Origin of the sequence: Paraburkholderia adhaesiva, assembly GCF_021390575.1 — a bacterium.
GTDB classification, from domain to species: domain Bacteria; phylum Pseudomonadota; class Gammaproteobacteria; order Burkholderiales; family Burkholderiaceae; genus Paraburkholderia; species Paraburkholderia adhaesiva.
Map to the genome: position 1 here is coordinate 585,386 of NZ_JAJEJQ010000003.1, position 24,130 is coordinate 609,515.

Below are 24,130 nucleotides of genomic sequence, written 5' to 3' on the forward strand. Positions count from 1 at the left end.
GGGCGCCGGATCGCCGGGGCGGGCCGGACGTGATGGGAAAGCCTTGGCGGAACCTGCCAGCGCTAGTTGATCTGGACCTGTGGCTTCGTTCCCGGGGTCAGCACGCCGCCTGCTGGCGCTGCGCCGCTCGGCCCGTCGCCAGCGGCGCTGCCCGGCGTGGCCGGCTGAGCACCACGCCCGCGTTCGCCGCCGTGCTCCGCTCGCCCGCGATGCCGGCCGTGCCCGTCATCGTCGTCATCGGTCTTCATCCGCATGATTTCGAGCGTGGCGGGATTGACTTTGGCCTTGAAGCGGCGACCGTCACGATCGGTTCCGCGGACCACATAGCAGCCGTCGTCCGTCTTGATCTTGTCGACGTTCCAGCCCTGCGACCTGGCAAGTGAATCGAGCTCCTTGACCGGTTTCCAGTTCGCAAGCGGCACGTTGCAGTGCTCGTCTGCCAGGGCAATCCGCGTACCCACGGCGGAAACTGCGACAATGGCTGCAATCGCGAGGCCGTAGCGAAGCGGGCGAAGGGGCATGGTGAATCTCCGGTTCGTCGTAACAGGCTTCACGATGCCGCACCTGGCTGAAGCCAACCTTGCGAACGCGGGATTTTTTCTTAATCCCGGCGTAAGGTTCGCGTAGCAGAGTTCCGGATAAACATCATTGGGAAAAGGCATGAGAGTGCTGCTTGTCGAGGACGATCCCCTGCTCGGACAAGCCGTCAGAGATCAGATCACGCGTGACGGACACTCGACCGATCATGTCGCCAGCCTTGGCGACGCGCGTCGCTACGAGCAGGCCGCCAACTACGATTTGATCCTGCTTGACCTGATGCTACCCGACGGCCGGGGCCTCGACTTTTTGCGGGAATTGCGCGCGCGTGGCTCGACGGTTGCCGTCATCATCCTCACGGCGCTCGATCAGGTCACGAGCCGCATCGCAGGGTTGAATGCCGGTGCGGACGATTACCTCGTCAAGCCCTTTGACCTCTCCGAACTTTCGGCGCGCGTGAACGCTGTTGCGCGCCGGTACAGCGGCAATCCGAATCCGCTCGTCACATTGGGGGATCTCGAAGTCGATCTGGCCGCACACAGCCTCAAGCGCGACGGTCAGGACATTTCGCTCACGGCAAGCGAATGGGCGTTGCTCGAGGCGTTCATCCAGCGGCAGGACAGGATTCTTTCCAGGGCGCAACTGGAGGAGCGTCTCTATTCGTTCAGCGCCGAAATCGGTAGCAATACGATCGAAGTGCACATGAGCCGGCTGCGCAAAAAACTGGGAGCCGACCTGATCGAAACGATACGCGGCCTTGGCTACCGGCTGCGCAACGACCGATGATGCTGCGCAGCCTGCAGGTACGTATGGCCGTCCTCTTGGCGGCCGGCCTGATCGTCTTCTCGCTGGCTGCCGCGTTCGCGGTATTTCACGTGCTGCGCGGGGAAATTAACCGCATGTCGGATAGTGCGTTGCAGGAGACCGCTCAGCGGCTCGTGCCGCTTGCCGTGATGGACATCGTCGACGTGGAACGGCAATCTGACGACGGCCAACGGATCGCCGCCGTCCGCGCGCACCACGAACTGTTGACCTATATCGTTCGCGATCAGGCCGGAAATACCGTCCTGCAGTCTCATGACGCAAACCCAGCGATCTTTCCGCCGGGGTTGACGTCCGGATTCCGCTCGACGCAGACGCACCGGATTTACGCGGAGACCGTGCTGCAGGGGACGGTTACGCTGTTGATTGCCGAGCCGCTGGCCAGCCGTCAGCGGGCAGGTTTTGGGGCCGCGTTTGCAGTTCTGCGGCCCTTGCTGCTGCTCGTCCCGCTGGGGCTGCTCGGTACGTGGCTGATGGTGCGCTCGGGGCTGCGCCCGATCCGGCAGTTCTGTGAAGGCATCGGCGGTCGCGGCCGCGACGACCTGAGCCCGCTCTCCAAAGCAGGATTGCCCGCCGAGATCGAACCCGTAGCCGATTCGGTCAATGCGCTGATGATCCGGCTGGGTCGCGCGCTGACTGCCGAGCGCAGCTTCACGGCGAATAGTGCGCACGAGCTACGCACGCCGATTGCAGCCGCGCTCGCGCAGACGCAGCGCCTCATCGCCGAGGCGCAAGGCTCGCAGCTCGAAGAACGTACCAAAACCGTTGAGACTTCATTGCGCACACTCGCCCGGCTAAGCGAGAAACTGATGCAACTCGCGCGTGCGGAGGGTGGACACATCCTTGCCGATGTCCCACAGGACCTTCGGCCGGTTCTGCAAATCGTGGTTGAAGATATTCGTCGTGCTGATCAGTCCGCGCGCGTAGACCTGACGCTGCCCGAGCAGGCAGTGAATTCGCGGATCGACCAGGATGCCTTCGCGATTCTCGTGCGCAATCTGATCGAGAATGCGATCAAGCACGGGGCAGCAGAGCCCGTTCGCGCGGTGCTCTTTGCAGATGGACGGCTGAGCGTCGCCAATCGCGGGCGGATCGTGCCGGTTGACACACTTGCGCGCCTCACCGAGCCGTTCGAGCGTGGTGCCACGGCGGCCACGGGAAGCGGCCTTGGCCTCGCAATCGTCAACGCCATCGTGCAGGCCGCGGGCGCGAGTCTCCACCTTCATTCTCCAGCGAGCGGCTGCCCCGACGGTTTCGAAGCCGTCGTCGAAGGGCTGACGCCTGCACGCGTTTAGTCTGCCTTCCAGATCCTCTAGTTGATCGCGCTATGTCACTGACGAACGCGAGTCGTCGATTCCCGGCTGCGCTTGAACCGACCGTCCACGCCCTGGGTTCAGTCGAACGGAATAGCCCCTTTAGGCGCATGCCTCATGGTCGTGAGCGTCGTGCTGATGTGGTCTTCGAGCGCGAGCGCGGCGCGTGCATCGGCGCGGCGTATAGCAGCTTCGAATATGCACGCGTGTTCGCGATGCAGGTCGCGGTTCGAGTTTTCGAGGCCGATGCACGCTCGCCGGTAGCGTTCTCCGTGCTGGGACAGCACGCGCAAAATCAGATACGTCCAGGGCGTTGCAGCGGCTGAGATCAGCTCCTCGTGAAAGCGCCGGTTATGAAGCTCCCAGGCGGACCGTTTGTCGATCGATACCGGCTGTTCCCACGCTGAAAGTGCTTCGAAGCTCTGGCGCACACGCTGTTCCCAGGCGGCGTCGCCGCGCCGGACCGATTCGCGCAGTGCGTCGACCTCGATCAGGATGCGCAACTTCGTGATGTGCTCCAGATCGGCGATCGACATCGGCGTGACGCGAAAGCCGCGCTGACCCTCGGCGACGACGAGCGCGTCGCTGACGAGTCGCGTAAGCGCTTCACGCAGCGTGCCAGCACCGACGCCATAAACGTCCTTGAGGTGCTCGACGCGCAGCTTCGTGCCGGGCGGATAGCGGCCCTCGATGATGTGCTGGCGCAACTGGTGATACGCCTGCTCGCCGAGCGTGCGGGCGTGCTGCCCGGCCGCGTCGTCGGAGAACGAAGGGGAGACGTGGGTGGGGAGTGTTTCGATCGACGGCGACAGGTTCACGCTTGATTCTCCTGATTCTGCTTGCGACCGAGGCGGTAGCTGAGCTGCGGACGCGTGATGCCGAGCAGACGCGCGGCGGCGGACAGGTTGCCGTTCGCGCGGTCCACAGCCTCGTGCAGCAGCGCGCGCTCGAGACCTTCGAGGCCGCCGCCATAGTCCTGAAGCCGGTCGAGCAGTGCCTGGCAGTCGAAGTGCGCGGCGCTGCTCTCCTGGATCTGCCCCTTGCGATCGATCGTTGCGCCCTCCGGCAGGCTCATGCCGGGAAAGAGATCCTTCGAATCGACCTCGCGGTTCGGCCGCGCCAGGATCACCGCGCGCTCGACGATGTTTTCCAGCTCGCGCACGTTGCCGGGCCACGCGTACTCGCGCAGTGCTTCGCAGGCGTGATCGGTGAGCGCCGGCACCGGCTTGCCGTGCAGCGACGCGAAGCGTTCGAGCATCGCCTGTGCGAGCGGCTCGATGTCGTCGCGGCGCGCGCGCAGTGGCGGAATGATGACCGGATAGACGTTGATCCGGTAGAACAGGTCGGCGCGAAAACGGCCTTCCTGCACTGCCCGGGCGAGATCCTGGTTCGTCGCCGCAACGAGGCGGACGTCGACCTTACGATTGTTGGTCGAGCCGAGTCGCTCCACCTCGCCTTCCTGAATCACGCGCAACAGCTTGGCCTGCACTTCCAGCGGCAGCTCGCCGATTTCGTCGAGGAAGAGTGTGCCGCCTTCGGCGCGCTCGAAGCGTCCGGCGCGTGCGGCCTGCGAACCGGTGTAGGCGCCTTTCTCCGCACCAAACAGTTCCGATTCGATCAGCGCATGCGGAATGGCCGCGCAATTGACCGCGACGAACGGACCGGATGCGCGCGGACTGAGCGCATGCAGCGCACGCGCAAAGCGCTCTTTACCGACACCGGTCTCGCCGGTGAGCAGCACCGTCACCTTGGTCGGGGCCGCCATCTGCAGCAGTCCATAGGCGGCGAGAAACGCGGGAGAGCTGCCGATCAGGCGGGTCTTGTCCGCATCGGGTGCGATTTCGAGGCGCAGCGATTCCACTTCGGTCTGCAGGTCGCGAATCGTGTTGAGAAGCGAGTCGGCCTTGAACCACGACGACAGCTCGGCAGCGTCCGGCCACTCATCGAGCGGCTTGCCGACGATATGGCAATGCGCATCGTTCATGCCGCCGCATGACGTCTCCTTGAACAGGATCGTGCGGCCCATGAATGCACTCGTGTAGCCGGACGCATAGCCGATCAGCATCCAGCACACGGGCTGCGTCTGCGGTCCGAAACTGCGCTTGTGCACCTCGGCTTCCCATGAGTGCTCCCAGCGGTATTCGCCGTAGAAGCGGCCGGTATCCGGGTCGGCCTCGAAGCGGATCGGCGTGACCTGTACCGCGCCTTCGAGCATGTGCAGTTGCGGCCCGACCGCGAACATTTCGTAAAGCGACGCGTTGCTACGAATCTCGCGCGCGAGATTCGCATCGCGCTCGCCTGCAGCGAAGCCGGCGCGCGTGAATATCCGGCGCGTTTCGACCGGCCCGACGCTCTCCATCAGTTCGCGGCGCAGCGCGCCAAGCGCCGCTGTGTGGATCAGCACCATCCGCTGTCCGGCGAGCCAGATACGGCCGTCGCTGGCCGAAAAATGGATCAGCTTGCGCAGATCGGCGTCGGTCGGCAACGGTGGCAGCTCGGACCGTGTCATGTCGTCTCCATCGAGATTTTTCAATTTCCCCAACATCTGAGCAGCGATGTGGGTGGCGTTTGATGATTTCGTGAATCGCGCCTGAATGTGTTGATCAAATCATGAAAACCCGCTGCAAATCAACTGTTTGAGCAGGCTGATCTTGAGCTGGCGCAGATCTGGTTAACCAGTATTGCGCTGCAAGATAGGCATCCGGATGTCGGTGCTTACCCTTAATTATCGAGATTTTTGCCGGGGATGCTCGCCGCATGGCACGGATGGTGCATTGAATACCGCGCAATGGAGGAGACACCCATGCACAGACAGAACGCAGACGACCCGTTCGATCCGGGCCGCAGATTCGTCAAGGTGACCGGCATCAACGACCGGGGATTCGTCGAATTCGAATTCTCGGTGGGACAGCCGGAACTCTGCGTCGAACTGATGTTGCCGCTCGCCGCATTCGAGGAGTTCTGCCTTGCGCAAAACGTCTCGCGGCTCGGTGAGTCGAGCGAAACCATGACCGGGAGGAGCCAGCAGTGACCATCGATCTGAAGACAGTAGACATCAAGCCGCTGCGACACACCTTTGCGCACGTCGCGCAGTACATCGGCGAGGGCAAGACCGCATCGCGCTACATGGAAGGCACCATGGGCTCGCAGCCCACGGCCAACTTCCACTATCGCCCGACGTGGGATCCCGATCACGACCTGTTCGACAGGTCACGCACTGCGATCGTCATGTCGGACTGGTACGCGCTGAAGGACCCGCGGCAGTTCTATTACGCGTCATGGACGATGACGCGCGCGCGCCAGCAGGACGCGATGGAAGCCAACTTCGAATTCGTCGAGTCGCGCGGCATGGCGGACCTTATACCTGCAGCGCTGGCAGCCCAGGCGCTGGCCGTACTGGTGCCGCTGCGCCACGCCGCCTGGGGCGCGAACATGAACAACTCGCAGATCTGCGCCCTCGGCTACGGCACTGCGTTCACCGCGCCCGCGATGTTCCATGCGATGGACAACCTCGGCATCGCGCAGTACCTCACGCGCCTCGCAATCGCCGTGTCCGGCCCGAACGTGCTGGACGACGCGAAGGCCGCATGGCTCGCGGATCCGGCGTGGCAGGCGCTGCGTCGATACGTTGAGGATACCTTGGTAATCGACGACCCTGTCGAGCTCTTCATCACGCAGAACCTCGCGCTCGACGGCCTGCTGTATCCGCTCGTCTATGACCGCTTCGTCGACGAGCATGTGGCGCTCAACAACGGCTCCGCGATTGCGATGCTGACAGCCTTCATGCCCGAGTGGCACGAGGAATCGAGCCGATGGGTCGATGCGGTCGTCAAGACGATTGCCGCCGAATCCGAAGACAACCGCGCGTGCCTCACGCATTGGGCGCATCACTGGGAGGAGCAGGCTGCCGCGGCGCTATTGCCCGTCGCCGCGCTGGCGTTTCCACAAAACGCCCATGCGATGCACGACGAGGTACGCGGGCAGCTTCGCGCGCGTTTCGCGAAACTCGGCATCGCCCGCCAGTAACGCGCGATTAGGCGCGACTTGATCTGACCGACCTGACCGAAGGAAAACGCATGTCCAACGTATTCATTGCATTTCAGGCCAATGAGGAATCCAGGGCCGTCGTCGAGGCGATTCTCGCGGACAACCCGAACGCGGTGGCCGTCGAATCGCCGGGGATGGTGAAGATCGACGCGCCGGGGCACCTGACGATCCGGCGCGAGACGATCGAGGACCTGACCGGTGCCCGCTTCGACTTGCAGCAGCTTCACGTCAACCTGATCACGATCTCTGGCTACGTCGACGAAGACGACGACCAGTTCACGCTCAGCTGGAAAAACTAAACGCGGCGCATTGAACACCGCCCCATGAAGGAGACAGGCATGGACACGCCAGTGCTGAAGAAAAAGCTTGGCCTCAAGGAACGCTATGCCGCGATGACCCGCGGCCTCGGCTGGGAGACGACGTATCAGCCGATGGAAAAGGTCTTTCCGTATGACCGTTACGAAGGCATCAAGATTCACGACTGGGATCAGTGGGCGGACCCGTTCCGCCTCACGATGGACGCGTACTGGAAATACCAGGGCGAGAAGGAGAAGAAGCTCTACGCGGTGATCGAAGCGTTCACGCAGAACAACGCCTTTCTTGGCGTGACGGACGCGCGCTACATCAACGCACTGAAGCTGTTCATCCAGGGTGTGACGCCGCTCGAATACTACGCGTATCGTGGGTTCGCGCACGTTGGACGGAACTTCACCGGCGAGGGCGCGCGTGTCGCCTGCCAGATGCAGTCGATCGACGAGCTGCGCCACTTCCAGACCGAAACGCACGCGCTCTCGACGTACAACCGGTTTTTCAACGGTATGCACCACACGAACCACTGGTTCGACCGTGTCTGGTACCTGTCCGTGCCGAAGTCGTTCTTCGAAGACGCTTCCACCGCCGGGCCGTTCGAATTCCTGACCGCAGTGAGTTTTTCTTTCGAGTATGTGCTGACCAATCTGCTGTTCGTGCCGTTCATGTCCGGCGCGGCGTACAACGGCGACATGTCGACCGTCACGTTCGGCTTCTCGGCACAGTCGGACGAATCGCGGCACATGACGCTCGGCATGGAGTGCATCAAGTTCATGCTCGAGCAGGACCCCGGCAACGTGCCGATCGTGCAGAAATGGATCGACAAGTGGTTCTGGCGAGGCTACCGGCTGCTCACGCTCGTCGCGATGATGATGGACTACATGCAGCCCAAGCGCGTGATGAGCTGGAAAGAGGCCTGGGAGATGTACGCCGAGCAGAACGGCGGCGCGCTCTTCAAGGATCTCGCGCGCTATGGCATCCGCGAGCCGAAAGGCTGGAAGGACGCGTGCGAAGGCAAGGATCACATCAGTCACCAGGCGTGGTCGACGTTCTACAGCTTCGGTGCGGCCGCGCCGTTCCATACGTGGATGCCGAAGGACGACGAGATGAAGTGGCTCGCCTCGCATTACCCGGACACGTTCGAGCGCCACTACCGGCCGCGTTTCGACTATTGGCGCGAGCAGGCCGAGGCCGGCAACCGCTTCTACATCAAGACGCTGCCCATGCTGTGTCAGGTGTGCCAGGTGCCGATGCTGTTCACCGAGCCCGGCGACGCCACGAAGATCTGCGCGCGCGAATCGGATTACCTCGGCAACAAGTTCCACTTCTGCAGCGATCACTGCAAGGAGATCTTCGACGACGAGCCGCAGAAGTACACACAGGCCTGGCTGCCCGTGCACCAGATCTACCAGGGCAACTGCTTCAAGCCCGGCGTCGATCCGTCGAGTGAAGGCTTTGATCCGCTCGCCGCGGTTCTGGACTACTACGAAGTCGATCCGACGCGCGACGCCCTGGATTTCGAGGGCTCGGAAGATCAGAAGAACTTCGCGGCCTGGCGCGGCGAAGCGTCGAGCAATTGAGGCAGGGGAGAACAACGTGACCGTTATCGCGCTCAAGCCCTACGCATTCCCGATCAAGGATGCGGTGGAGAAATTTCCCGCGCCGCTCGTGTACATCGGCTGGGAAGATCACCTGATGTTTCCGTCGCCGTTCTGCTTGCCGCTGCCGCCCGACATGCCGTTCGGCGCGCTGGCCGCGAAGGTGCTACCCGGCATCTACGGCTATCACCCCGACTTCGCGAAGATCGACTGGACCTGCGTGGAGTGGTTCAAGTCGGGCAAGCCGTGGACGCCCGATGCGTCGAAAAGCCTCGCGGAAAACGGTATCGGACATAAGGACCTGATCCGTTTCAGGACGCCGGGCCTGAACGGTATTGCGGGCTCGTGCAGTTGAATGCGGGACCGGGCGAGCAGAGGCGCCCGGTCCGCCGATCAGTATCAGGATTAGAGACGGAACCGATATGAGTTACCAGCTCACCATTGAACCGCTCGGCGCCACGATCGAAGTCGAGGAAGGGCAGACCATTCTCGACGCGGCGCTGCGCCAGGGCATCTATATTCCGCACGCGTGTTGTCATGGCCTGTGCGGAACGTGCAAGGTCGAGGTCCTCGAAGGCGAGGCCGACCTGGGCGAAGCAAGCCCATTCGCGTTGATGGATTTCGAGCGCGAGGAACGCAAGGCGCTCGCCTGCTGCGCAACGCTGCAGGCGGATACCGTGATCGAGGCCGATGTCGACGAGGAGCCGGATGCGCAGATCATCCCCGTGCAGGACTTCGTGGGCGAGGTCGTGCGCATCGAGACGCTCACGCCGACCATCAGGTCGATTCGACTGCGGCTCGATCGTCCGATCGATTTCCAGGCGGGTCAGTACGTGCAGCTCTCGATTCCGGACATCCCGCAGACGCGTGCTTTCTCGATCGCGAACGCGCCAGACGACGTCGCGAAGACGGGCGAAATCGAACTCAATGTCCGTCAGGTGCCGGGTGGCCTCGGCACGGCTTGGTTGCACGAGAAGCTCGCCGTTGGCGACCGGATGCCGTTGTCAGGGCCGTATGGGCGCTTCTTCGTGCGCAAGTCCGCGGGCAGGCCGATGATTTTTCTGGCGGGCGGCTCGGGGCTATCGAGCCCGCGCTCGATGATCCTCGATCTGCTGGCACAGGGCGTTGACCTGCCGATCACGCTGGTCTACGGCCAGCGCAACGCGGCGGAGCTCTACTACGACGACGAATTCCGCGCACTGAGCGCGCGTTATCCGAACTTCACGTATGTGCCCGCGCTGTCCGAGGGAGCGATTGACGCGGGAATTGGCCAGGGCTTCGTGCACGAGGTGGCGAAGGCGCACTTCGACAACGACTTCTCGGGGCACCAGGCGTACCTGTGTGGACCGCCCGCAATGATCGACGCGTGCATCTCGACGCTGATGCAGGGCCGTCTGTTCGAGCGCGACATCTATCACGAGAAGTTCATTTCAGCGGCCGACGTGCAGCAGGTGCGCAGCCCGCTTTTCCGCAAGGTGTGACATGGGCACAAGCGTAAGTACAAGCGCGACGAAAGTCACCGTCACGATCGCCCAGACCGGCGAGCGCTTTCCTTGCGCACCCGGTCAGTCGCTGCTCGCAGCGATGGCGCAGCTCGGCCGGCGCGGCATTCCGGTCGGCTGCCTGAACGGCGGCTGCGGCGTGTGCAAGGTGCGCGTGCTGCGCGGCGAGGTGAGTCGACTCGGTCCGATCAGTCGCGCGCACGTTAGCGCGGAGGAGGAATGCGCGGGCTATTCGCTCGCGTGTCGCGTCGCGCCGCAGGGCGACGTCGAGGTTGAAGTAGCGGGGAAGATGCAAAAGCCTTTTTTCAATGGATGCGCCATCGCGGCGGTCCCCATTTCAACAAAGCAGTCAGGAGGAGACACATCATGGGTGTGATGCGTATCGGCCATGTCAACCTGAAGGTCATGGACATGGATGCGGCGCTTGGGCATTACGAGCGGGTACTGGGTCTCAAGGAAACGCATCGGGACGCTGCAGGCAACGTCTATCTGAAATGCTGGGACGAGTGGGACAAGTACTCGCTGATCCTGAGTCCCTCTGACCAGGCAGGGATCAGGCACGTGGCGTACAAGGTGGAGCACGACGCCGACCTCGATGCACTGCAGGCGCGTATCGAGGCATACGGTACGAAAACCGAAATGCTGCCTGAGGGCACCTTGCCTGCGATCGGCCGCATGTTGAAGTTCAGGCTGCCGAGCGGGCACGAGATGCTGCTCTATGCGAAGAAGGAACAGGTGGGCACCGACGTGGGCTCGCTTAACCCCGATCCGTGGCCGGACGACATCAGGGGCTCGGGTGTCCACTGGCTCGACCATTGTCTGCTGATGTGCGAGTTCGATCCGGAGCGGGGCGTCAACCGCGTGGAGGACAACACGCGCTTCATGCGCGAGGTCCTCGACTTCTATCTTTCCGAGCAGTTGATGGTCGGCCCGGATCACTCGATTCCGGTCGCGACGTGGCTGTTCCGCAGTTCGACGCCGCACGACATTGCGTTCGTCGGCGGCCCGCGCAACGGTCTGCACCACATTGCGTTCTTCCTCGACGACTGGGCCGACGTGCTGAAGTCGGCCGACGTGATGGCGAAGAACAAGGTGAAGATCGACGTCGCGCCGACGCGGCACGGCATCACGCGCGGCACGACGATCTACTTCTTCGATCCGAGCGGCAACCGCAACGAGACCTTCGCGGGGCTCGGCTATCTCGCCCAGCCGGACCGTCCTGTCACGACGTGGACCGGGGAGGAGATCGGCCGTGCCATCTTCTACCACTCGGGCGAGCTGAATGAAGCCTTCACCACCGTCTACACCTGATGGACGGTGCGCGATGAATCAAGCCATTTCCCGCCATGGGATCGAGGCGCGGGTTATCGACTGGCCCGCCGCGCACCGCGCGGTCGAGGCGGCCGTGCGTGAGGCCGATCGGCTCGGCGTGCGAGTGAACGCAGCAGTGGTCGACGCGGCGGGCCTCCTCGCCGCCTTCGTCCGCATGCCCGGCGCGCCGCTGCATTCGATCGATATCGCCATCGATAAAGCCTACACGGCGGCAAGCTTCGGACTGCCAACCGGTGCATGGCATGACGCGCTGCGGGAGCATTCGGCGGCCGTGCGCGATGGCATCGTGCTGCGTCCCCGGTTCGTCGCGTTTGGCGGTGGCATGCCGGTCGTCGAGGACGGCCGGGTCATCGGAGCTATAGGTGTATCCGGCGGCAGCGAAGCGCAGGACGAGGCCTGCGCGCGGGCAGGCCTCGACGCGCTCGGGCTTGCCGGTCCGTGAAAGGCTGCCGCCGCTTTGTTTCACTCCTCGATCACGACTACCTTGTTGGAACGATCCATGCACGACACGAAATCGACGGCCGCTGCGAGCGGCGAATCAGGCCGCCGGCCTGAGGTAAAACTGGTCCGCAACTTCATCGACGGCGAGTACTGCGATGCCGGCTCCGAAAGCGGGCGTTGGTTCGACAAACGCTCGCCGCTCAACGATGCGGTGATCGCGCGCGTAGCTGAAGCAAGCCGCGACGACGTCGACGCTGCTGTGCGTGCTGCACGTGCGGCGCTCGCTGGGCCGTGGGGCAGCCTGAGCATCGCACAGCGCGTCGACCTGCTGTATGCGGTGGCCGACGGCATCGAGCGCCGCTTTGACGACTTTCTCGAAGCCGAAGTGGCCGACACGGGCAAGCCCATGAGCCTCGCGCGGCACATCGACATTCCGCGCGGCGCGGCGAACTTCAAGATCTTCGCCGACGTCGTCAAGAACGTGCCCGGCGAAAGCTTCGAAATGACGACGCCGGACGGCAGGGGCGCGCTCAACTACGCGATTCGCCGGCCGGTCGGCGTGGTCGGCGTGGTCTGTCCATGGAACCTGCCGTTGCTGCTCATGACGTGGAAGGTCGGACCGGCGCTCGCGTGCGGCAACACGGTGGTCGTCAAGCCTTCGGAAGAGACCCCGCAAACGGCTGCGCTGCTCGGTGAGGTCATGAACGCGGCGGGCGTGCCGCGCGGCGTCTACAACGTCGTGCACGGCTTCGGCCCCGGTTCGGCGGGTGAGTTCGTGACGACGCATCCCGGCGTGAACGCCATCACGTTCACTGGCGAGACGCGGACCGGCGCCGCGATTATGAAGGCCGCTGCGGACGGCGCGCGTCCGGTCAGCCTGGAGATGGGCGGCAAGAACGCGGCAATCGTGTTCGCCGACTGCGATTTCGACGCAGCAATCGAAGGGACACTGCGCTCGTGCTTTGTGAATTCGGGGCAAGTCTGCCTCGGCACGGAGCGCATTTACGTCGAACGGCCGCTCTTCGAGCGCTTCGTCGCCGCGCTCAAGGACGGTGCCGAGCGTCTGCGTCCAGGCCGGCCGGAGGAGGCCACGACCGGCATGGGCCCGCTCATCAGTCAGGAGCATCGCAACAAGGTGCTGTCTTACTACCGCAAGGCGGTGGAACTCGGTGCAACGGTCGTGACAGGTGGCGGCGTGCCGGACATGCCAGCGGACCTGCGTGACGGCGCGTGGGTTCAGCCGACGCTGTGGACCGGCCTCGGCGACGATTCGCCGATCGCGCGCGAAGAGATCTTCGGACCGTGTGCGCTCATCATGCCGTTCGATTCCGAAGCGGAAGTCGTGCGCCGGGCGAATGCGAACGAATACGGGCTCGCCACAGCGATCTGGACGACCAACCTCGCACGCGCGCATCGCGTCGCGGCGGCCATCGAGGTCGGTATCGCATGGGTCAACTCGTGGTTCCTTCGCGATCTGCGCACCGCGTTTGGCGGCGCGAAGCAGTCGGGCATCGGACGCGAAGGCGGCGTGCATTCGCTCGAGTTCTACACCGAACTCAAGAATGTCTGCGTGAAGCTCTGAAGAAAACTGAATTCATTTCGGATTGCATATGGAAACCACGTTGATAGAAAGACTGGGCGACCGTCTCTACGACGCGTTCGTCGCCCGCGAAGCCATCGCGCCGCTCAGCGCGCAGCACGAGGATCTCACGGTGCACGACGCATACCGCATCCAGCAGCGCTTCGTAGATCGGCGCATGGATGCTGGCGAAACCGTCGTCGGAAAAAAAATCGGTGTCACGTCGAAGGCGGTCATGGACATGCTGGGCGTCTACCAGCCCGATTTCGGCTATCTGCTCTCGGGCATGGTGTATGGCGAGGGCGAACGCATCCCGCTCGACACGCTGATCCAGCCCAAGGCCGAAGGGGAGATCGCGTTCGTCCTGAAGCGTGATCTGATGGGGCCCGGCGTCACGAATGCGATGGTGCTTGCCGCCACGGAATGCGTGATGCCGTGCTTCGAGATCGTCGATTCGCGCATTCGCGACTGGAAGATCAAGATCGGCGACACCGTCGCGGACAACGCGTCGTGCGGCGTGTTCGTGCTCGGCGACACAGCGGTGAGTCCGCGCCGCGTCGATCTGGCGACCTGCGGCATGGTGCTGGAGAAGAACGCTGAGGTGATCGGCACCGGCGCGGGCGCGGCGGCGCTCGGCTCTCCCGTCAATGCGATCGCGTGGCTCGCCAACACGCTCGGCGAGTTCGGCATCCCGCTAAAGGCCGGCGAGGTGGTCCTCTCCGGCGCGCTGGCCGCCATGGCGACGATTCAGGCCGGCGACAGCTTCCGGGTGTCGATCGGCGGCATCGGCGCCTGTTCGGTGCGCTTTGCCTGAACGAACCCGCCGATCTGATCGTTACCGCTTTCAATGACAGGCAAGAGGACATCCTAATGACACAGAAAATCCGTTGCGCGCTGATTGGGCCGGGCAATATCGGCACCGACCTGCTCGCCAAACTCATGCGCAGCCCCGTGCTCGAACCGGTGTGGATGGTCGGCATCGACCCCGAATCCGACGGGCTGAAGAAGGCACGCGAACTCGGTCTCAAGACAACCGCCGAAGGCGTAGACGGACTCGTGCCGCACGTGCTGGCCGACAACGTGCAAATCGCCTTCGATGCAACGAGCGCCTACGTCCACGCGGAAAACAGTCGCAAGCTCAACGCGCTCGGCGTGATGATGATCGACCTCACACCGGCCGCGATCGGGCCGTACTGTGTGCCTCCGGTCAATCTCAAGGAGCACATTGGCCGACGCGAGATGAACGTCAACATGGTGACCTGCGGCGGCCAGGCGACGATCCCGATGGTGCACGCGATTTCGCGCGTGCAGCCGGTCGATTATGCGGAGATCGTCGCGACGGTTTCATCGCGCTCGGTCGGACCCGGCACGCGCAAGAACATCGACGAGTTCACGCGCACCACGGCGTCGGCGGTGGCGAAGGTCGGCGGCGCGAAAAATGGCAAGGCGATCATCATCATCAACCCGGCCGATCCACCCCTCATCATGCGCGACACGGTGCACTGCCTGACTGCGGGTGTACCCGATGAGGCGCGCATCGTCGAGTCAGTCAACGCCATGATTGCCGACGTGCAGCGTTACGTGCCCGGCTACCGGCTCGTGAACGGACCGGTGTTCGACGGCAATCGCGTTTCGGTGTTTCTCGAAGTCGAGGGGCTCGGTGACTACCTGCCGCGCTACGCCGGCAATCTCGACATCATGACGGCCGCCGCCGCGCGGACGGCCGAGATGTTCGCCGAAGAACTGCTCGCAGGCCGCATCACGCTCGCGCCGGTCGAGAGCGCACCTACCTGAGGCCAGGCAGACGGCGCATCACCGCGCTTCACACGATAACGACCGGACCCATACGGAATCGACATGAATCTCCAAGGCAAGCGAATAACCCTTCACGACATGACGCTGCGTGACGGCATGCACCCGAAGCGTCACCAGATGACCCTCGACCAGATGCGCTCGGTCGCGCGAGGACTCGACGAAGCGGGCGTGCCGCTCATCGAAGTCACGCACGGCGACGGGCTCGGCGGCTCGTCGGTCAACTACGGTTTTCCCGCGCACAGCGACGAGGAATATCTCGGCGCTGTGATTCCGCTGCTCAAACAGGCGAAGGTGTCGGCGCTGCTGCTGCCGGGTATCGGTACCGTCGATCACCTGAAAATGGCGCACGAGCTTGGCGTGCACACGATCCGTGTCGCGACGCACTGCACCGAGGCGGACGTTTCGGAGCAGCACATTTCGTTCGCTCGCAAGCTTGACATGGACACCGTAGGATTCCTGATGATGAGCCACATGAACGACCCCGCGGGGCTCGTCAAGCAGGCGAAGCTGATGGAGAGCTACGGCGCGAACTGCATCTACATCACCGATTCGGCGGGTTACATGCTGCCCGACGACGTGAAGGCGCGCCTCGGCGCGGTGCGCGATGCGCTCGATCCGAAGACGGAACTCGGCTTTCACGGCCATCACAACCTCGCGATGGGCATCGCGAACTCGCTCGCCGCGATCGAGGCGGGTGCGAACCGCATCGACGGCGCGGCAGCGGGCCTTGGCGCGGGCGCGGGCAACACGCCGCTCGAAGTGCTGGTGGCCGTGTGCGACCGCATGGGCATCGAGACCGGTGTCGATGTGTGGAAGATTCAGGACGTCGCCGAAGATCTGGTCGTGCCGATGATGGACTTTCCGATCCGCCTCGACCGCGACGCGCTCACGCTCGGCTACGCAGGCGTCTACGGTTCATTCCTGCTGTTCGCGAAGCGCGCGGCGGAGAAGTACGGCGTGCCGTCGCGCGAGATTCTCGTCGAACTGGGCCGACGCAAGATGGTCGGTGGCCAGGAGGACATGATCGAGGACACCGCGCTCACGCTCGCGCGGCAACGCGCGAACCAGAACAACGAGGAGGCTGCATGAAGCTGTCGAACGAAACGATTGAATCACTGGCACGGCATCTCGACGATTGCGCGCTCGAAGCGCGCGACACGCCGAAGATCACCGACACGCATCCGGACATGGACTGGGACGACGCGTACGCGGTGCAGGACACGATACGCCGGCGCCAGCTTGCACGCGGGGCACGCATCGTCGGCTACAAGGCGGGCCTTACGTCGCACGCCAAGATGCGCCAGATGGGCGTCGAAACGCCGGTGTTCGGCTATCTCATCGACACGTTCGGGGTGCCCGACGGCGGCACCTGCAAGGTGGCCGAACTGATCCACCCGAAGGTGGAGCCGGAGATCGCGTTCGTCACGAAGACGGAACTGAAGGGGCCGGGCTGCCACATCGGCACGGTACTCGCCGCAACCGACTTCGTGATTCCAGGAATCGAGGTGATCGACAGCCGCTACCGCGACTTCCGCTTCGACCTGAAAAGCGTCGTGGCCGACAACACGTCGGCGGCTCGCTTCGTCGTGGGCGGTCAGCCGCTCGGCGTCGAAGGCGTCGATCTGCGCACGATAGGTATCGTGCTGGAGAAGAACGGCGAGCCGGTAGCGTTCGGCGCGGGCGCAGCAGTGCTCGGCCATCCGGCCGCGGCTGTCGCGATGCTCGCAAACCATCTGGGCGCGCGTGGTGAATCGATCCCCGCGGGCAGCCTGATTTTGTCGGGCGGCATTACCGAGGCGGTGGCGGTCGCGGCAGGCGACAACGTCACGCTGCGTGTGCAGGGCATGGGTTCAACCAGTTTGCGATTCGTCTGAGAAGGAGACCATCATGCCCATCGCTCACCTGTACATCATCGAAGGCCGCGACGACGAGAAGAAGGAGCGGCTGATAGCCGAAGTGACCGACGCCATTCATCGCGCAATCGATGCACCCGTTGAATCGGTGCGTGTGCTGATCTTCGAAATGCCGAAGGAGCATTTCGGCATTGCGGGGCAGAGCGCGAAGAAGCGCGGACGCTGATCAACGCACAGGCTTTCCAGACAGGAAAAACGCATGCAGAGCAATCCAGAAATCGGCCGCAGCATCATGGTCGATGGTATCCGCACCAACTATCACGACCTCGGCGATGGCGCGCCGGTCCTGCTGATTCACGGCTCGGGGCCGGGCGTGACGGCCTGGGCGAACTGGCGGCTCACGATGCCGGCGCTCGCGAAGCAGTTCCGCGTGATCGCGCCGGACATCGTCGGGTTCGGCGAAACGGCGCGTCCGCAGGGGTTCCGGTATGCGATGGACGCGTGGGTTACGCATGTGCTCGGGCTGCTCGATGCGCTCGGCGTTGCGCGCGCGCACGTCGTCGGCAATTCGTTCGGTGGTGCGCTCGCAATTGCGCTCGCGATCCGCGCGCCTGAGCGGGTCGGCAGGCTCGTACTGATGGGCAGTGCGGGCGTTTCGTTTCCGATCACCGAAGGACTCGACGCCGTGTGGGGCTATACGCCGTCGATCGCGAACATGCGCGCGCTGCTCGACATCTTCGCGTTCGACCGCACGCTCGTGAACGACGATCTCGCGAAGCTGCGCTACGAAGCGAGCATCCGGCCCGGCTATCAGGAGGCGTTTGCCGCGATGTTTCCGGCGCCGCGCCAACGCTCGGTGGACGCGCTCGCGAGCCCGGAGGCGGCCATCCGCACGCTGCCGAACGAGACGCTGATCGTGCATGGCCGCGAGGATCGCGTGATTCCGCTCGCCAGTTCGCTGCGTCTTTTCGAGTTGATCCCGCGCGCGCAGTTGCATGTGTTCGGGCAATGCGGGCACTGGACGCAGATCGAGCACGCGGAACGCTTCAGCGATCTGGTAGTTCATCATTTGCGCAAATAGCAGCGAACGTGGATTTCGGACGTCACATGCGGTTATAACAAAGTACTACTAATTATTAAAACACGACAAATCAATTGGTTTGTAAAAAGGAGACAACCGGATGTTCAGTCAACGAAAATTTCGTAGGGTGGGGATCGCTGGCGCAGTTGGCCTGCTTTTTACCGGCGCCGCGCACGCGCAGTCCAGTGTGACGTTGTACGGCCTCGTCGACGGCGGGCTGCTCTATACCAGCAAAACGCTCGATCCCGCGACGGGCGGCAATGCTGGCAAGCAGTTTTCGTTCCTCGATGGCGGCTCGGCGCCCACACTGTTCGGACTTACGGGCACGGAAGACCTGGGCGGCGGATTGAAGGCAGAATTCAAGCTGGAAAGCGGCTTTAGCGTCGCGAACGGCGCTTTCGGCAATTCGAACGGTAACCTGTTCGGCCGGCAAGCGTACGTCGGACTGTCGAACCGATATGGCGGACTCAAGCTGGGGATGCAGTTCTCACCGTTCTTTCTATCGCTCTTCGATCTCGATCCACGTGGAATGTCGCAATTTGGCAGTGGCCTGCCGATCTACCTCGATCACGTGCTCGGCACTGGTGTCTTTAACGCGAACGCCGTATCGTATTCGAGCCCGGTCGTCGCCGGTTTCTCGGGCGGCGCGATGTTTGCGTTCGGCGGCGTGGCCGGTAACTTCCAGTCGGGCCGGCAGTACTCGATGAACCTCAAGTACGACAACGGTACGGTGATGGTAGAAGGCGCGTTCTACAACGGGAACAGCGGCGGTACAGTGAACACGGCGCCACCGACGAATGTCGCATTCGTAGGGCGCATGCTGGGCGCGTCGTACAAGATCGGCGGGCTGAGCGCCAAAGCTTCGTTCATCAATTACAAGGTGGCGGGCGGCTTCAACAGCAACGTCTATAACGCCGGCCTCGACTTCCTCGCATCGCCGACCCTCGATTTCAACGGCGGCGTCTGGTACGTGAGCGACCGTAACGACACGACCAACCACTCGGTGATGGGCGCGCTTGGCGCACAGTACTTCCTCTCGCACAGGACGACGCTTTACGGCCAGGCCGCGGTGGTCAACAACCATGGCGCGATGAACACGGGGCTGTCGGTCAACAATGCGCTCTTCAGTCCAGCGGGGACGACGACGGGTGTGAACGTTGGCGTCCGCCACGTTTTCTGATGTCGAATTGGCCATCGAAGATTTTTTGGGGGCTCGCCGGGGCGATTCAGTATTTGCCCCAGCGCCACCGCGGTGGCTCTCCCTTGAGCCAGCACACGGCTAGAAGGGCCAGCGTTAGAAGTATGACAAACACGATGAACGCTGCCGGATGAAGATCAGGATGGGAGACGCGAGCGCCTATGCCAAGCAACACTGCATAGGCGACCAACACGGCCCATCCCTGCCAACGTACAGGCAGTCCCCATCCCCAGCCATGGCGTTTCGCCGGAAACCAGTAAGCATGTGCAGGAGACATCTCGTCGCTTCCTGAGGTGGACGCTGACAACATTGTGCTCTGAGTGGACATCGTTTGATGATTGCGGCCGACTTTTCCTTAGCGGAAGGATTGGCTCGAGCAGCAAAAACTCGATTTCCACTTCAGGGAAAGTCCAGGCGGAATAACGCACAGACGCAAAGTGTTCCGTTGGTCCGCTGAAGCGACCACAACAGGTGACAATAAAAACTGACTAAAAAGAAATGTGATGGCGCGGCGATCGACGGAAAGTCAACCGGATGTAACGGTGACGATCGTCGCTCCCTTCAACCTTTCCGCCAGATCGATGTGAAGCGGGCGGGCGCTGTACCAGCGTGCGAGGCCGGTTTTCGCACGGTGACCCACGACGATCAGGTCGGAGTTTAGTTGTTCGATCATCTGCGATATTGCGTATGCAGTGTCGCCAAATGCGACGTGGCCACGTGCGACCACGCCGTTCAACCCCAACTCATCGAGTGCGTATTTCAAGTCAACCCGTGCGTTCTCTTCCATCTGCGAAACCAGGACATCGCTCAGCGTGCTTGCCCACGTGGCGTTTGTGGTTACGTAATCGACAACTGTGACAACATCGACAAGCGCCGAAAGTGCCACAGAGAGTTTTGCGCAGCGAAGCAAAGCTATCTTCGCTTCGATCGTTCCATCATAGAAAAGTAGTATGCGGGAAGACGTAGACATGGCTGTTCGCAGTATGGAAGGTAGTGCATGGCGTTCAAAGAAGCATTGATCTGATAAGTCAAGGGAACTGAGTTAATACAATACGGAAGCGTCAGTAAATATTCCGAATTTGATCGACGGGACGGAATGTCTCGGTGAGATGCATTCTGTATAAACGCGAGTCGAAGAAAAATGACGTGAACGGCACTAGAGAAGTGACGTCGAATTACCAATCAGGCATGGTGTGCATCGGTAAGCCATATAGCTGCCGGGGGCGGCATCGCTGCGTTGGCCTTCGGTAAATCGATTGCGATCAGTCGCCGTATGGGCGCGTACGACCATGAGATCCAGTCGCGAGAAGTTGTGCGCCGGCATTTGTGTGTTCGCCGCTGTGGTCAACAAAGGGCGTTTGCAGTCGCGTCGGAGGTCACAGGCATGACGCTAGCGGGCGTCAGTTAGGCGGGCGATTGGTAGGCTGGAACAGAGGTTGAAAATCTGCCTTTTCAACCGAACGACGCGCTCCGTTTCGCGAACGGAAGAGGGTGGTCGTTTTTGCGAGGAGGTGATTTCTCGCCTCACCGGACTGCGGGAAGCCGTCACTGCCGTTGCAGGTGGCGCGTCGGTTGCGTACGGCAAGCTGAGAGTCAATCTGGATCCGGTTTCCTGCCGGGCCACTCTCGGGAAACAGCTGGATGGATTCACGGCCGCGCACCCCGACCACGATCCTGACTTCGTTGTCGATCTGATGAGCAATAAGCAGCGCATCAGTACGAGCTAGTGCCGTTGTCGTAAATCGGTCTAAGCCCGTTGCAGCCACTCGCTGCAACGGGCTTAGGTAAAACGGCAGGACGCTACTGCGTTAGTAGCGCGCTGTCATGCGTGGTAGCACCAGCCGGGACACGCGCTCATGCCGGCGAGGCCGCGTTCAACACGCCTCGAACGACGCGGCACGCCAGAGCAGGATGCCTGCAACCGCGTGATGCGGTCGCCACATAGTTGCTCTTTCGTCCTGCACGGAGCACCTTCAACGCCGCTTACAGTGCGCCCGGATTGACATAAACAGTCTTCACGGTCGTATAGAACTCCCTCGCATAGCTGCCCTGTTCACGCGGCCCATAGCTGGAGCCTTTACGCCCACCGAACGGAACGTGGTAATCGACACCCGCGGTAGCTGCGTTGATCATCACCATCCCGGCCTGTACGTGACGCTTGAAGTGCGCCGCATACTTCAGCGAAGTCGTGCAGATACCAGCCGAAAGCCCAAAGCGCGTATCGTTCGCGACAGCCAGTGCCTCTTCGTAATCCTTCACCTTGATAACCGACGCCACGGGGCCGAACACCTCCTCGCGGTTGATGCGCATATCGGATGTGGTGTCGGTAACCAGTGCGGGCGCGAGGAAGAATCCTTTGGTAGCGGATTCGACACGTTGACCGCCAAACACCGTCCCGCCTTCCTCGCGGGCAATGGCGATATAGCGCTCGTCCTGCGCGAGCTGGCTTTCGTCGACGACCGGCCCGATGTGCGTTGCACTATCGAGTGCATGACCGACCCGCAGCGCGCTCATGCGCGTTTTCACGGCTTCGATAAAGCGATCGTAAATGCCTTCCGTCACGATCAGACGGCTCGATGCCGTGCATCGCTGACCCGTGGAAAAGAACGAGCCGTTGACACAGGCTTCCACGGCAACATCGAGGTCTGCATCGTCGAGCACGACCATCGGGTTCTTGCCGCCCATTTCGAGCTGGAACTTCTTGCCGAGCGCAACGCATTTGGCAGCGATTGCCTGACCCGTTGCCACCGAGCCCGTGAAGCTGATGGCGTCGACATCGGGCGACTGGACGAGCGTCTCACCGACAACCGAGCCGCTGCCCATCACCAGATTGATGACACCGGCGGGCGCGCCTGCTTCGGCGATGATTTTCACGAGTTCCCAGGTGCTCGCGGGCACGAGGTCGGCGGGTTTGATGACGACGCAGTTGCCAAACGCGAGGGCAGGGGCGATTTTCCAAGCCGGAATTGCGATCGGGAAATTCCACGGCGTAATCAGGCCCACCACGCCGACCGGTTCGCGCGTGATCTCGACATTCAAGCCGGGTCGCACGGACGGCACGATTTCGCCGCCGACTCGCAGCGCTTCACCGGCGAAGAACTTGAAAATCTGGCCAGCGCGGCCGACTTCGCCGATTGCTTCGGGGAGCGTCTTGCCTTCCTCGCGGGCGAGCAACTCGCCGAGTTCGGCTTTGCGCGCGAGGACCACACTGCCCACCTGGTCCAGCAGATCGAAGCGCTGTTGCGGCGTGCTGAGGGACCATTTCGGAAAGGCCGTGCGGGCAGCCGCGATTGCACGTCGAGTCTGCTCGACGTCGGCTTGCGCGAATTCGCCAATCACGTCGTCAAGATCGGACGGATTGACGTTGTGCTTGACTCGCTCCGATGCAAGCCACTCGCCTGCTATGAAATTTGCGAACTGGTTCATGGTGTCGAATGGTTGATAGTCAAAGAAGTCACGTCGTTACCGCAATAAACATGCCGCAAACGCCGGACGGGTTTATTGCGCCTGAAGGAGCCCACGTTGCGCCAGATTGAGGTACAGCGCACGCGTGCCGAACGTCCACGGTGTGATTTCGGTGCACAGGCGCACCGTATTCACGAGCGCGCCGAGCGGCGGCGCGGAGATCGTCACAATGTCGCCCAGGTGATGCGTGAAGCCGGCCCCCGGTGCATCGCGGTCTTCGATCGGCGAAAACATGGTGCCGAGGAACAGCATGAAACCGTCGGGGTACTGGTGGTGCGCGCCGCAGGTCTGGCCGACGAGGTCGAGCGGATCGCGGCTGATTTCGCTCATGTGGCTGATGCCCTCCAGCACGAAGTCGTCGTCGCGGCCTTCCACGAGCAACGAAACGCTCGTTTCGCGAACGGTGTCGATCGTGAAGTGCTCGTCGAACAGGCGCACGAACGGGCCGATCGCACACGAGCCGTTATTGTCCTTGCACTTGCCGAGCAGCAGCGCAGAGCGTCCCTCGATGTCGCGCAGGTTCACGTCGTTGCCGAGCGTAGCGCCGACGGCTTCGCCCTTGCTGCTGACCGCGAGCACGATTTCCGGCTCGGGGTTGTTCCAGACCGAGGCGGGATGCAGGCCGATATCGGCACCAAAGCCCACCGACGACATCGGCTGCGACTTTGAGAATACTTCGGCATCCGGACCAATGCCGACTTCCATGTACTGCGACCACGCGCCGCGACGCACGAGTTCGGCCTTCAGTTGCATGGCCGCTTCGGAACCCGGGCGGATTTTCGACAGATCGGTGCCGATCAGCGCGGTAATTTCATTGCGCGCTTCGACGGCCTTTGCCGGGTCGCCGCCGGCCTGTTCTTCGATCACACGCTCGATCAGGCTCACGGCGAAGGTGACGCCGCACGCCTTGATCGACTGGACGTCGCACGGTGCGAGCAGGTAGGGACCGCTGCCGCTTTGCGCCGCGAGACTGGCCTCCATCAGCTTGCTGACCGGGCCAAGCGATTCGCCTTGTGCCGTGCGGGCGATTTCAACGACATCGGGACGATCCAGCAGATCAGCGGTGGTCGGCACGGTGCGCGTGATGTCGAATACTTCACCGTTACGCACGACGACGACGCTGGGTCCTTCGCCCGTATCGCTGTGTCGCCACACGCGTCCGATGAGAAGTGCGCGTTCGAGGTCCTGCGGCAGGCAGGCGGAAATGTTGGAAGCGGTCATGGATCGATTGAGCAAAA

26 protein-coding genes and 1 pseudogene are annotated in these 24,130 nt (G+C 62.5%); 20 read left to right on the plus strand and 7 right to left on the minus strand.

Annotated elements, in window-relative coordinates:
• Positions 1 to 62: 62 nt before the first annotated feature.
• Entirely contained in the window at positions 63 to 521 is a 459-nt protein-coding gene (locus L0U80_RS26695) for a PepSY domain-containing protein (protein ID WP_233873111.1), read from the minus strand.
• A gap of 139 nt (positions 522 to 660) precedes the next feature.
• Between L0U80_RS26695 and L0U80_RS26700 the strand changes: the two genes are divergently transcribed.
• Positions 661 to 1,323: a response regulator transcription factor gene (locus L0U80_RS26700; RefSeq protein ID WP_233873114.1), complete on the plus strand. Its 663-nt coding sequence runs from the start codon at positions 661 to 663 to the stop codon at positions 1,321 to 1,323.
• Complete coding sequence (locus L0U80_RS26705) at positions 1,323 to 2,654, plus strand: ATP-binding protein (RefSeq protein WP_233873117.1); 1,332 nt, start codon at positions 1,323 to 1,325, stop codon at positions 2,652 to 2,654. The genes L0U80_RS26700 and L0U80_RS26705 overlap by 1 nt, the downstream gene beginning before the upstream one ends.
• Positions 2,655 to 2,752: 98 nt before the next feature.
• On the opposite strand, the gene L0U80_RS26710 is transcribed toward L0U80_RS26705, so the two are convergent.
• Both L0U80_RS26710 and L0U80_RS26715 read right to left on the minus strand, forming a co-directional pair.
• Positions 2,753 to 3,490, minus strand: coding sequence for a GntR family transcriptional regulator (locus tag L0U80_RS26710; protein ID WP_233873120.1), 738 nt, complete (start codon positions 3,488 to 3,490; stop codon positions 2,753 to 2,755).
• Complete coding sequence (locus tag L0U80_RS26715) at positions 3,487 to 5,181, minus strand: sigma-54-dependent Fis family transcriptional regulator (protein ID WP_233873123.1); 1,695 nt, start codon at positions 5,179 to 5,181, stop codon at positions 3,487 to 3,489. Before L0U80_RS26715 ends, L0U80_RS26710 begins: the two co-directional genes overlap by 4 nt.
• A gap of 294 nt (positions 5,182 to 5,475) precedes the next feature.
• Here L0U80_RS26715 and L0U80_RS26720 point away from each other — a divergent pair, with 294 nt between their 5' ends.
• The 17 genes from L0U80_RS26720 (at position 5,476) to L0U80_RS26800 (ending at position 19,409) form a co-directional block, all read left to right on the plus strand.
• Positions 5,476 to 5,703 carry a phenol hydroxylase subunit gene (locus tag L0U80_RS26720; RefSeq protein WP_233873127.1) on the plus strand — a complete coding sequence of 76 codons (228 nt, stop codon included), beginning with the start codon at positions 5,476 to 5,478 and terminating at the stop codon, positions 5,701 to 5,703.
• Positions 5,700 to 6,698, plus strand: coding sequence for a ferritin family protein (locus L0U80_RS26725; protein WP_233873130.1), 999 nt, complete (start codon positions 5,700 to 5,702; stop codon positions 6,696 to 6,698). Before L0U80_RS26720 ends, L0U80_RS26725 begins: the two co-directional genes overlap by 4 nt.
• A 50-nt stretch (positions 6,699 to 6,748) precedes the next feature.
• Positions 6,749 to 7,018, plus strand: a complete 270-nt coding sequence (locus L0U80_RS26730; RefSeq protein ID WP_233873133.1) for an MmoB/DmpM family protein — start codon at positions 6,749 to 6,751, stop codon at positions 7,016 to 7,018.
• A gap of 39 nt (positions 7,019 to 7,057) precedes the next feature.
• Positions 7,058 to 8,608 carry an aromatic/alkene/methane monooxygenase hydroxylase/oxygenase subunit alpha gene (locus tag L0U80_RS26735; protein WP_233873136.1) on the plus strand — a complete coding sequence of 517 codons (1,551 nt, stop codon included), beginning with the start codon at positions 7,058 to 7,060 and terminating at the stop codon, positions 8,606 to 8,608.
• A 16-nt stretch (positions 8,609 to 8,624) separates the two neighbouring features.
• A complete protein-coding gene (locus tag L0U80_RS26740) occupies positions 8,625 to 8,981 on the plus strand; it encodes a phenol hydroxylase subunit P4 (RefSeq protein ID WP_233873139.1) in 357 nt (118 codons plus the stop codon).
• Between the two features lie 67 nt (positions 8,982 to 9,048).
• A complete protein-coding gene (locus tag L0U80_RS26745; protein ID WP_233873141.1) occupies positions 9,049 to 10,107 on the plus strand; it encodes an NADH:ubiquinone reductase (Na(+)-transporting) subunit F in 1,059 nt (352 codons plus the stop codon).
• Between the two features lies 1 nt (position 10,108).
• Positions 10,109 to 10,504 (plus strand): 2Fe-2S iron-sulfur cluster-binding protein, encoded by a 396-nt coding sequence (locus tag L0U80_RS26750; RefSeq protein ID WP_233873144.1) that lies wholly within the window; start codon positions 10,109 to 10,111, stop codon positions 10,502 to 10,504.
• On the plus strand, positions 10,495 to 11,439 hold the full coding sequence (locus tag L0U80_RS26755; protein ID WP_233873148.1) for a catechol 2,3-dioxygenase: 945 nt from the start codon (positions 10,495 to 10,497) through the stop codon (positions 11,437 to 11,439). Before L0U80_RS26750 ends, L0U80_RS26755 begins: the two co-directional genes overlap by 10 nt.
• A gap of 13 nt (positions 11,440 to 11,452) precedes the next feature.
• On the plus strand, positions 11,453 to 11,902 hold the full coding sequence (locus L0U80_RS26760) for a GlcG/HbpS family heme-binding protein (protein WP_233873151.1): 450 nt from the start codon (positions 11,453 to 11,455) through the stop codon (positions 11,900 to 11,902).
• 57 nt (positions 11,903 to 11,959) lie between these two features.
• Complete coding sequence (locus tag L0U80_RS26765) at positions 11,960 to 13,483, plus strand: 2-hydroxymuconic semialdehyde dehydrogenase (RefSeq protein WP_233873154.1); 1,524 nt, start codon at positions 11,960 to 11,962, stop codon at positions 13,481 to 13,483.
• A 28-nt stretch (positions 13,484 to 13,511) separates the two neighbouring features.
• Positions 13,512 to 14,294, plus strand: a complete 783-nt coding sequence (gene dmpE, locus L0U80_RS26770; RefSeq protein WP_233873157.1) for a 2-oxopent-4-enoate hydratase — start codon at positions 13,512 to 13,514, stop codon at positions 14,292 to 14,294.
• Between the two features lie 56 nt (positions 14,295 to 14,350).
• Complete coding sequence (locus tag L0U80_RS26775) at positions 14,351 to 15,274, plus strand: acetaldehyde dehydrogenase (acetylating) (protein WP_233873160.1); 924 nt, start codon at positions 14,351 to 14,353, stop codon at positions 15,272 to 15,274.
• A gap of 63 nt (positions 15,275 to 15,337) precedes the next feature.
• Positions 15,338 to 16,384: a 4-hydroxy-2-oxovalerate aldolase gene (gene dmpG, locus L0U80_RS26780; protein ID WP_233873163.1), complete on the plus strand. Its 1,047-nt coding sequence runs from the start codon at positions 15,338 to 15,340 to the stop codon at positions 16,382 to 16,384.
• On the plus strand, positions 16,381 to 17,169 hold the full coding sequence (dmpH, locus tag L0U80_RS26785) for a 2-oxo-3-hexenedioate decarboxylase (protein WP_233873166.1): 789 nt from the start codon (positions 16,381 to 16,383) through the stop codon (positions 17,167 to 17,169). The genes dmpG and dmpH overlap by 4 nt, the downstream gene beginning before the upstream one ends.
• Before the next feature lie 13 nt (positions 17,170 to 17,182).
• Positions 17,183 to 17,374, plus strand: a complete 192-nt coding sequence (thmT, locus tag L0U80_RS26790) for a 2-hydroxymuconate tautomerase (protein WP_233873169.1) — start codon at positions 17,183 to 17,185, stop codon at positions 17,372 to 17,374.
• Positions 17,375 to 17,407: 33 nt separating this feature from the next.
• Positions 17,408 to 18,229: an alpha/beta fold hydrolase gene (locus L0U80_RS26795; RefSeq protein ID WP_233873172.1), complete on the plus strand. Its 822-nt coding sequence runs from the start codon at positions 17,408 to 17,410 to the stop codon at positions 18,227 to 18,229.
• A gap of 100 nt (positions 18,230 to 18,329) precedes the next feature.
• Positions 18,330 to 19,409 carry a porin gene (locus L0U80_RS26800; protein WP_233873175.1) on the plus strand — a complete coding sequence of 360 codons (1,080 nt, stop codon included), beginning with the start codon at positions 18,330 to 18,332 and terminating at the stop codon, positions 19,407 to 19,409.
• A 46-nt stretch (positions 19,410 to 19,455) separates the two neighbouring features.
• On the opposite strand, the gene L0U80_RS26805 is transcribed toward L0U80_RS26800, so the two are convergent.
• Together L0U80_RS26805 and L0U80_RS26810 are read right to left on the minus strand one after the other, a co-directional pair.
• Positions 19,456 to 19,704, minus strand: coding sequence for a hypothetical protein (locus L0U80_RS26805; protein WP_233873178.1), 249 nt, complete (start codon positions 19,702 to 19,704; stop codon positions 19,456 to 19,458).
• Positions 19,705 to 19,953: 249 nt separating this feature from the next.
• On the minus strand, positions 19,954 to 20,397 hold the full coding sequence (locus tag L0U80_RS26810; RefSeq protein ID WP_233873181.1) for a universal stress protein: 444 nt from the start codon (positions 20,395 to 20,397) through the stop codon (positions 19,954 to 19,956).
• Positions 20,398 to 20,716: 319 nt separating this feature from the next.
• On the opposite strand from L0U80_RS26810, the pseudogene L0U80_RS26815 reads away from it, so the two are divergent.
• Positions 20,717 to 21,112, plus strand: a pseudogene (locus L0U80_RS26815) (LysR family transcriptional regulator); the annotation flags it as partial.
• Positions 21,113 to 21,410: 298 nt separating this feature from the next.
• On the opposite strand, the gene L0U80_RS26820 reads toward L0U80_RS26815, so the two are convergent.
• Both L0U80_RS26820 and L0U80_RS26825 read right to left on the minus strand, forming a co-directional pair.
• The gene (locus tag L0U80_RS26820; protein ID WP_233873184.1) at positions 21,411 to 22,853 is read right to left on the minus strand and encodes an aldehyde dehydrogenase family protein; all 1,443 of its coding nucleotides are present in this window, start codon (positions 22,851 to 22,853) and stop codon (positions 21,411 to 21,413) included.
• A 72-nt stretch (positions 22,854 to 22,925) separates the two neighbouring features.
• Positions 22,926 to 24,113 carry a fumarylacetoacetate hydrolase family protein gene (locus L0U80_RS26825; RefSeq protein WP_233873187.1) on the minus strand — a complete coding sequence of 396 codons (1,188 nt, stop codon included), beginning with the start codon at positions 24,111 to 24,113 and terminating at the stop codon, positions 22,926 to 22,928.
• Positions 24,114 to 24,130 lie beyond the last annotated feature (17 nt).

Excerpts from the sequence above, each read along its gene's own strand:
- L0U80_RS26695 (WP_233873111.1), bottom strand. The coding sequence starts at position 521 with ATGCCCCTTCGCCCGCTTCGCTACGGCCTCGCGATTGCAGCCATTGTC.
- L0U80_RS26700 (WP_233873114.1), top strand. The coding sequence starts at position 661 with ATGAGAGTGCTGCTTGTCGAGGACGATCCCCTGCTCGGACAAGCCGTC.
- L0U80_RS26705 (WP_233873117.1), top strand. The coding sequence starts at position 1,323 with ATGCTGCGCAGCCTGCAGGTACGTATGGCCGTCCTCTTGGCGGCCGGC.
- L0U80_RS26715 (WP_233873123.1), bottom strand. The coding sequence starts at position 5,181 with ATGACACGGTCCGAGCTGCCACCGTTGCCGACCGACGCCGATCTGCGC.
- L0U80_RS26720 (WP_233873127.1), top strand. The coding sequence starts at position 5,476 with ATGCACAGACAGAACGCAGACGACCCGTTCGATCCGGGCCGCAGATTC.
- L0U80_RS26730 (WP_233873133.1), top strand. The coding sequence starts at position 6,749 with ATGTCCAACGTATTCATTGCATTTCAGGCCAATGAGGAATCCAGGGCC.
- L0U80_RS26735 (WP_233873136.1), top strand. The coding sequence starts at position 7,058 with ATGGACACGCCAGTGCTGAAGAAAAAGCTTGGCCTCAAGGAACGCTAT.
- L0U80_RS26745 (WP_233873141.1), top strand. The coding sequence starts at position 9,049 with ATGAGTTACCAGCTCACCATTGAACCGCTCGGCGCCACGATCGAAGTC.
- L0U80_RS26750 (WP_233873144.1), top strand. The coding sequence starts at position 10,109 with ATGGGCACAAGCGTAAGTACAAGCGCGACGAAAGTCACCGTCACGATC.
- L0U80_RS26755 (WP_233873148.1), top strand. The coding sequence starts at position 10,495 with ATGGGTGTGATGCGTATCGGCCATGTCAACCTGAAGGTCATGGACATG.
- L0U80_RS26760 (WP_233873151.1), top strand. The coding sequence starts at position 11,453 with ATGAATCAAGCCATTTCCCGCCATGGGATCGAGGCGCGGGTTATCGAC.
- L0U80_RS26765 (WP_233873154.1), top strand. The coding sequence starts at position 11,960 with ATGCACGACACGAAATCGACGGCCGCTGCGAGCGGCGAATCAGGCCGC.
- dmpE (WP_233873157.1), top strand. The coding sequence starts at position 13,512 with ATGGAAACCACGTTGATAGAAAGACTGGGCGACCGTCTCTACGACGCG.
- L0U80_RS26775 (WP_233873160.1), top strand. The coding sequence starts at position 14,351 with ATGACACAGAAAATCCGTTGCGCGCTGATTGGGCCGGGCAATATCGGC.
- dmpG (WP_233873163.1), top strand. The coding sequence starts at position 15,338 with ATGAATCTCCAAGGCAAGCGAATAACCCTTCACGACATGACGCTGCGT.
- dmpH (WP_233873166.1), top strand. The coding sequence starts at position 16,381 with ATGAAGCTGTCGAACGAAACGATTGAATCACTGGCACGGCATCTCGAC.
- thmT (WP_233873169.1), top strand. The coding sequence starts at position 17,183 with ATGCCCATCGCTCACCTGTACATCATCGAAGGCCGCGACGACGAGAAG.
- L0U80_RS26795 (WP_233873172.1), top strand. The coding sequence starts at position 17,408 with ATGCAGAGCAATCCAGAAATCGGCCGCAGCATCATGGTCGATGGTATC.
- L0U80_RS26800 (WP_233873175.1), top strand. The coding sequence starts at position 18,330 with ATGTTCAGTCAACGAAAATTTCGTAGGGTGGGGATCGCTGGCGCAGTT.
- L0U80_RS26805 (WP_233873178.1), bottom strand. The coding sequence starts at position 19,704 with ATGTCTCCTGCACATGCTTACTGGTTTCCGGCGAAACGCCATGGCTGG.
- L0U80_RS26810 (WP_233873181.1), bottom strand. The coding sequence starts at position 20,397 with ATGTCTACGTCTTCCCGCATACTACTTTTCTATGATGGAACGATCGAA.
- L0U80_RS26820 (WP_233873184.1), bottom strand. The coding sequence starts at position 22,853 with ATGAACCAGTTCGCAAATTTCATAGCAGGCGAGTGGCTTGCATCGGAG.
- L0U80_RS26825 (WP_233873187.1), bottom strand. The coding sequence starts at position 24,113 with ATGACCGCTTCCAACATTTCCGCCTGCCTGCCGCAGGACCTCGAACGC.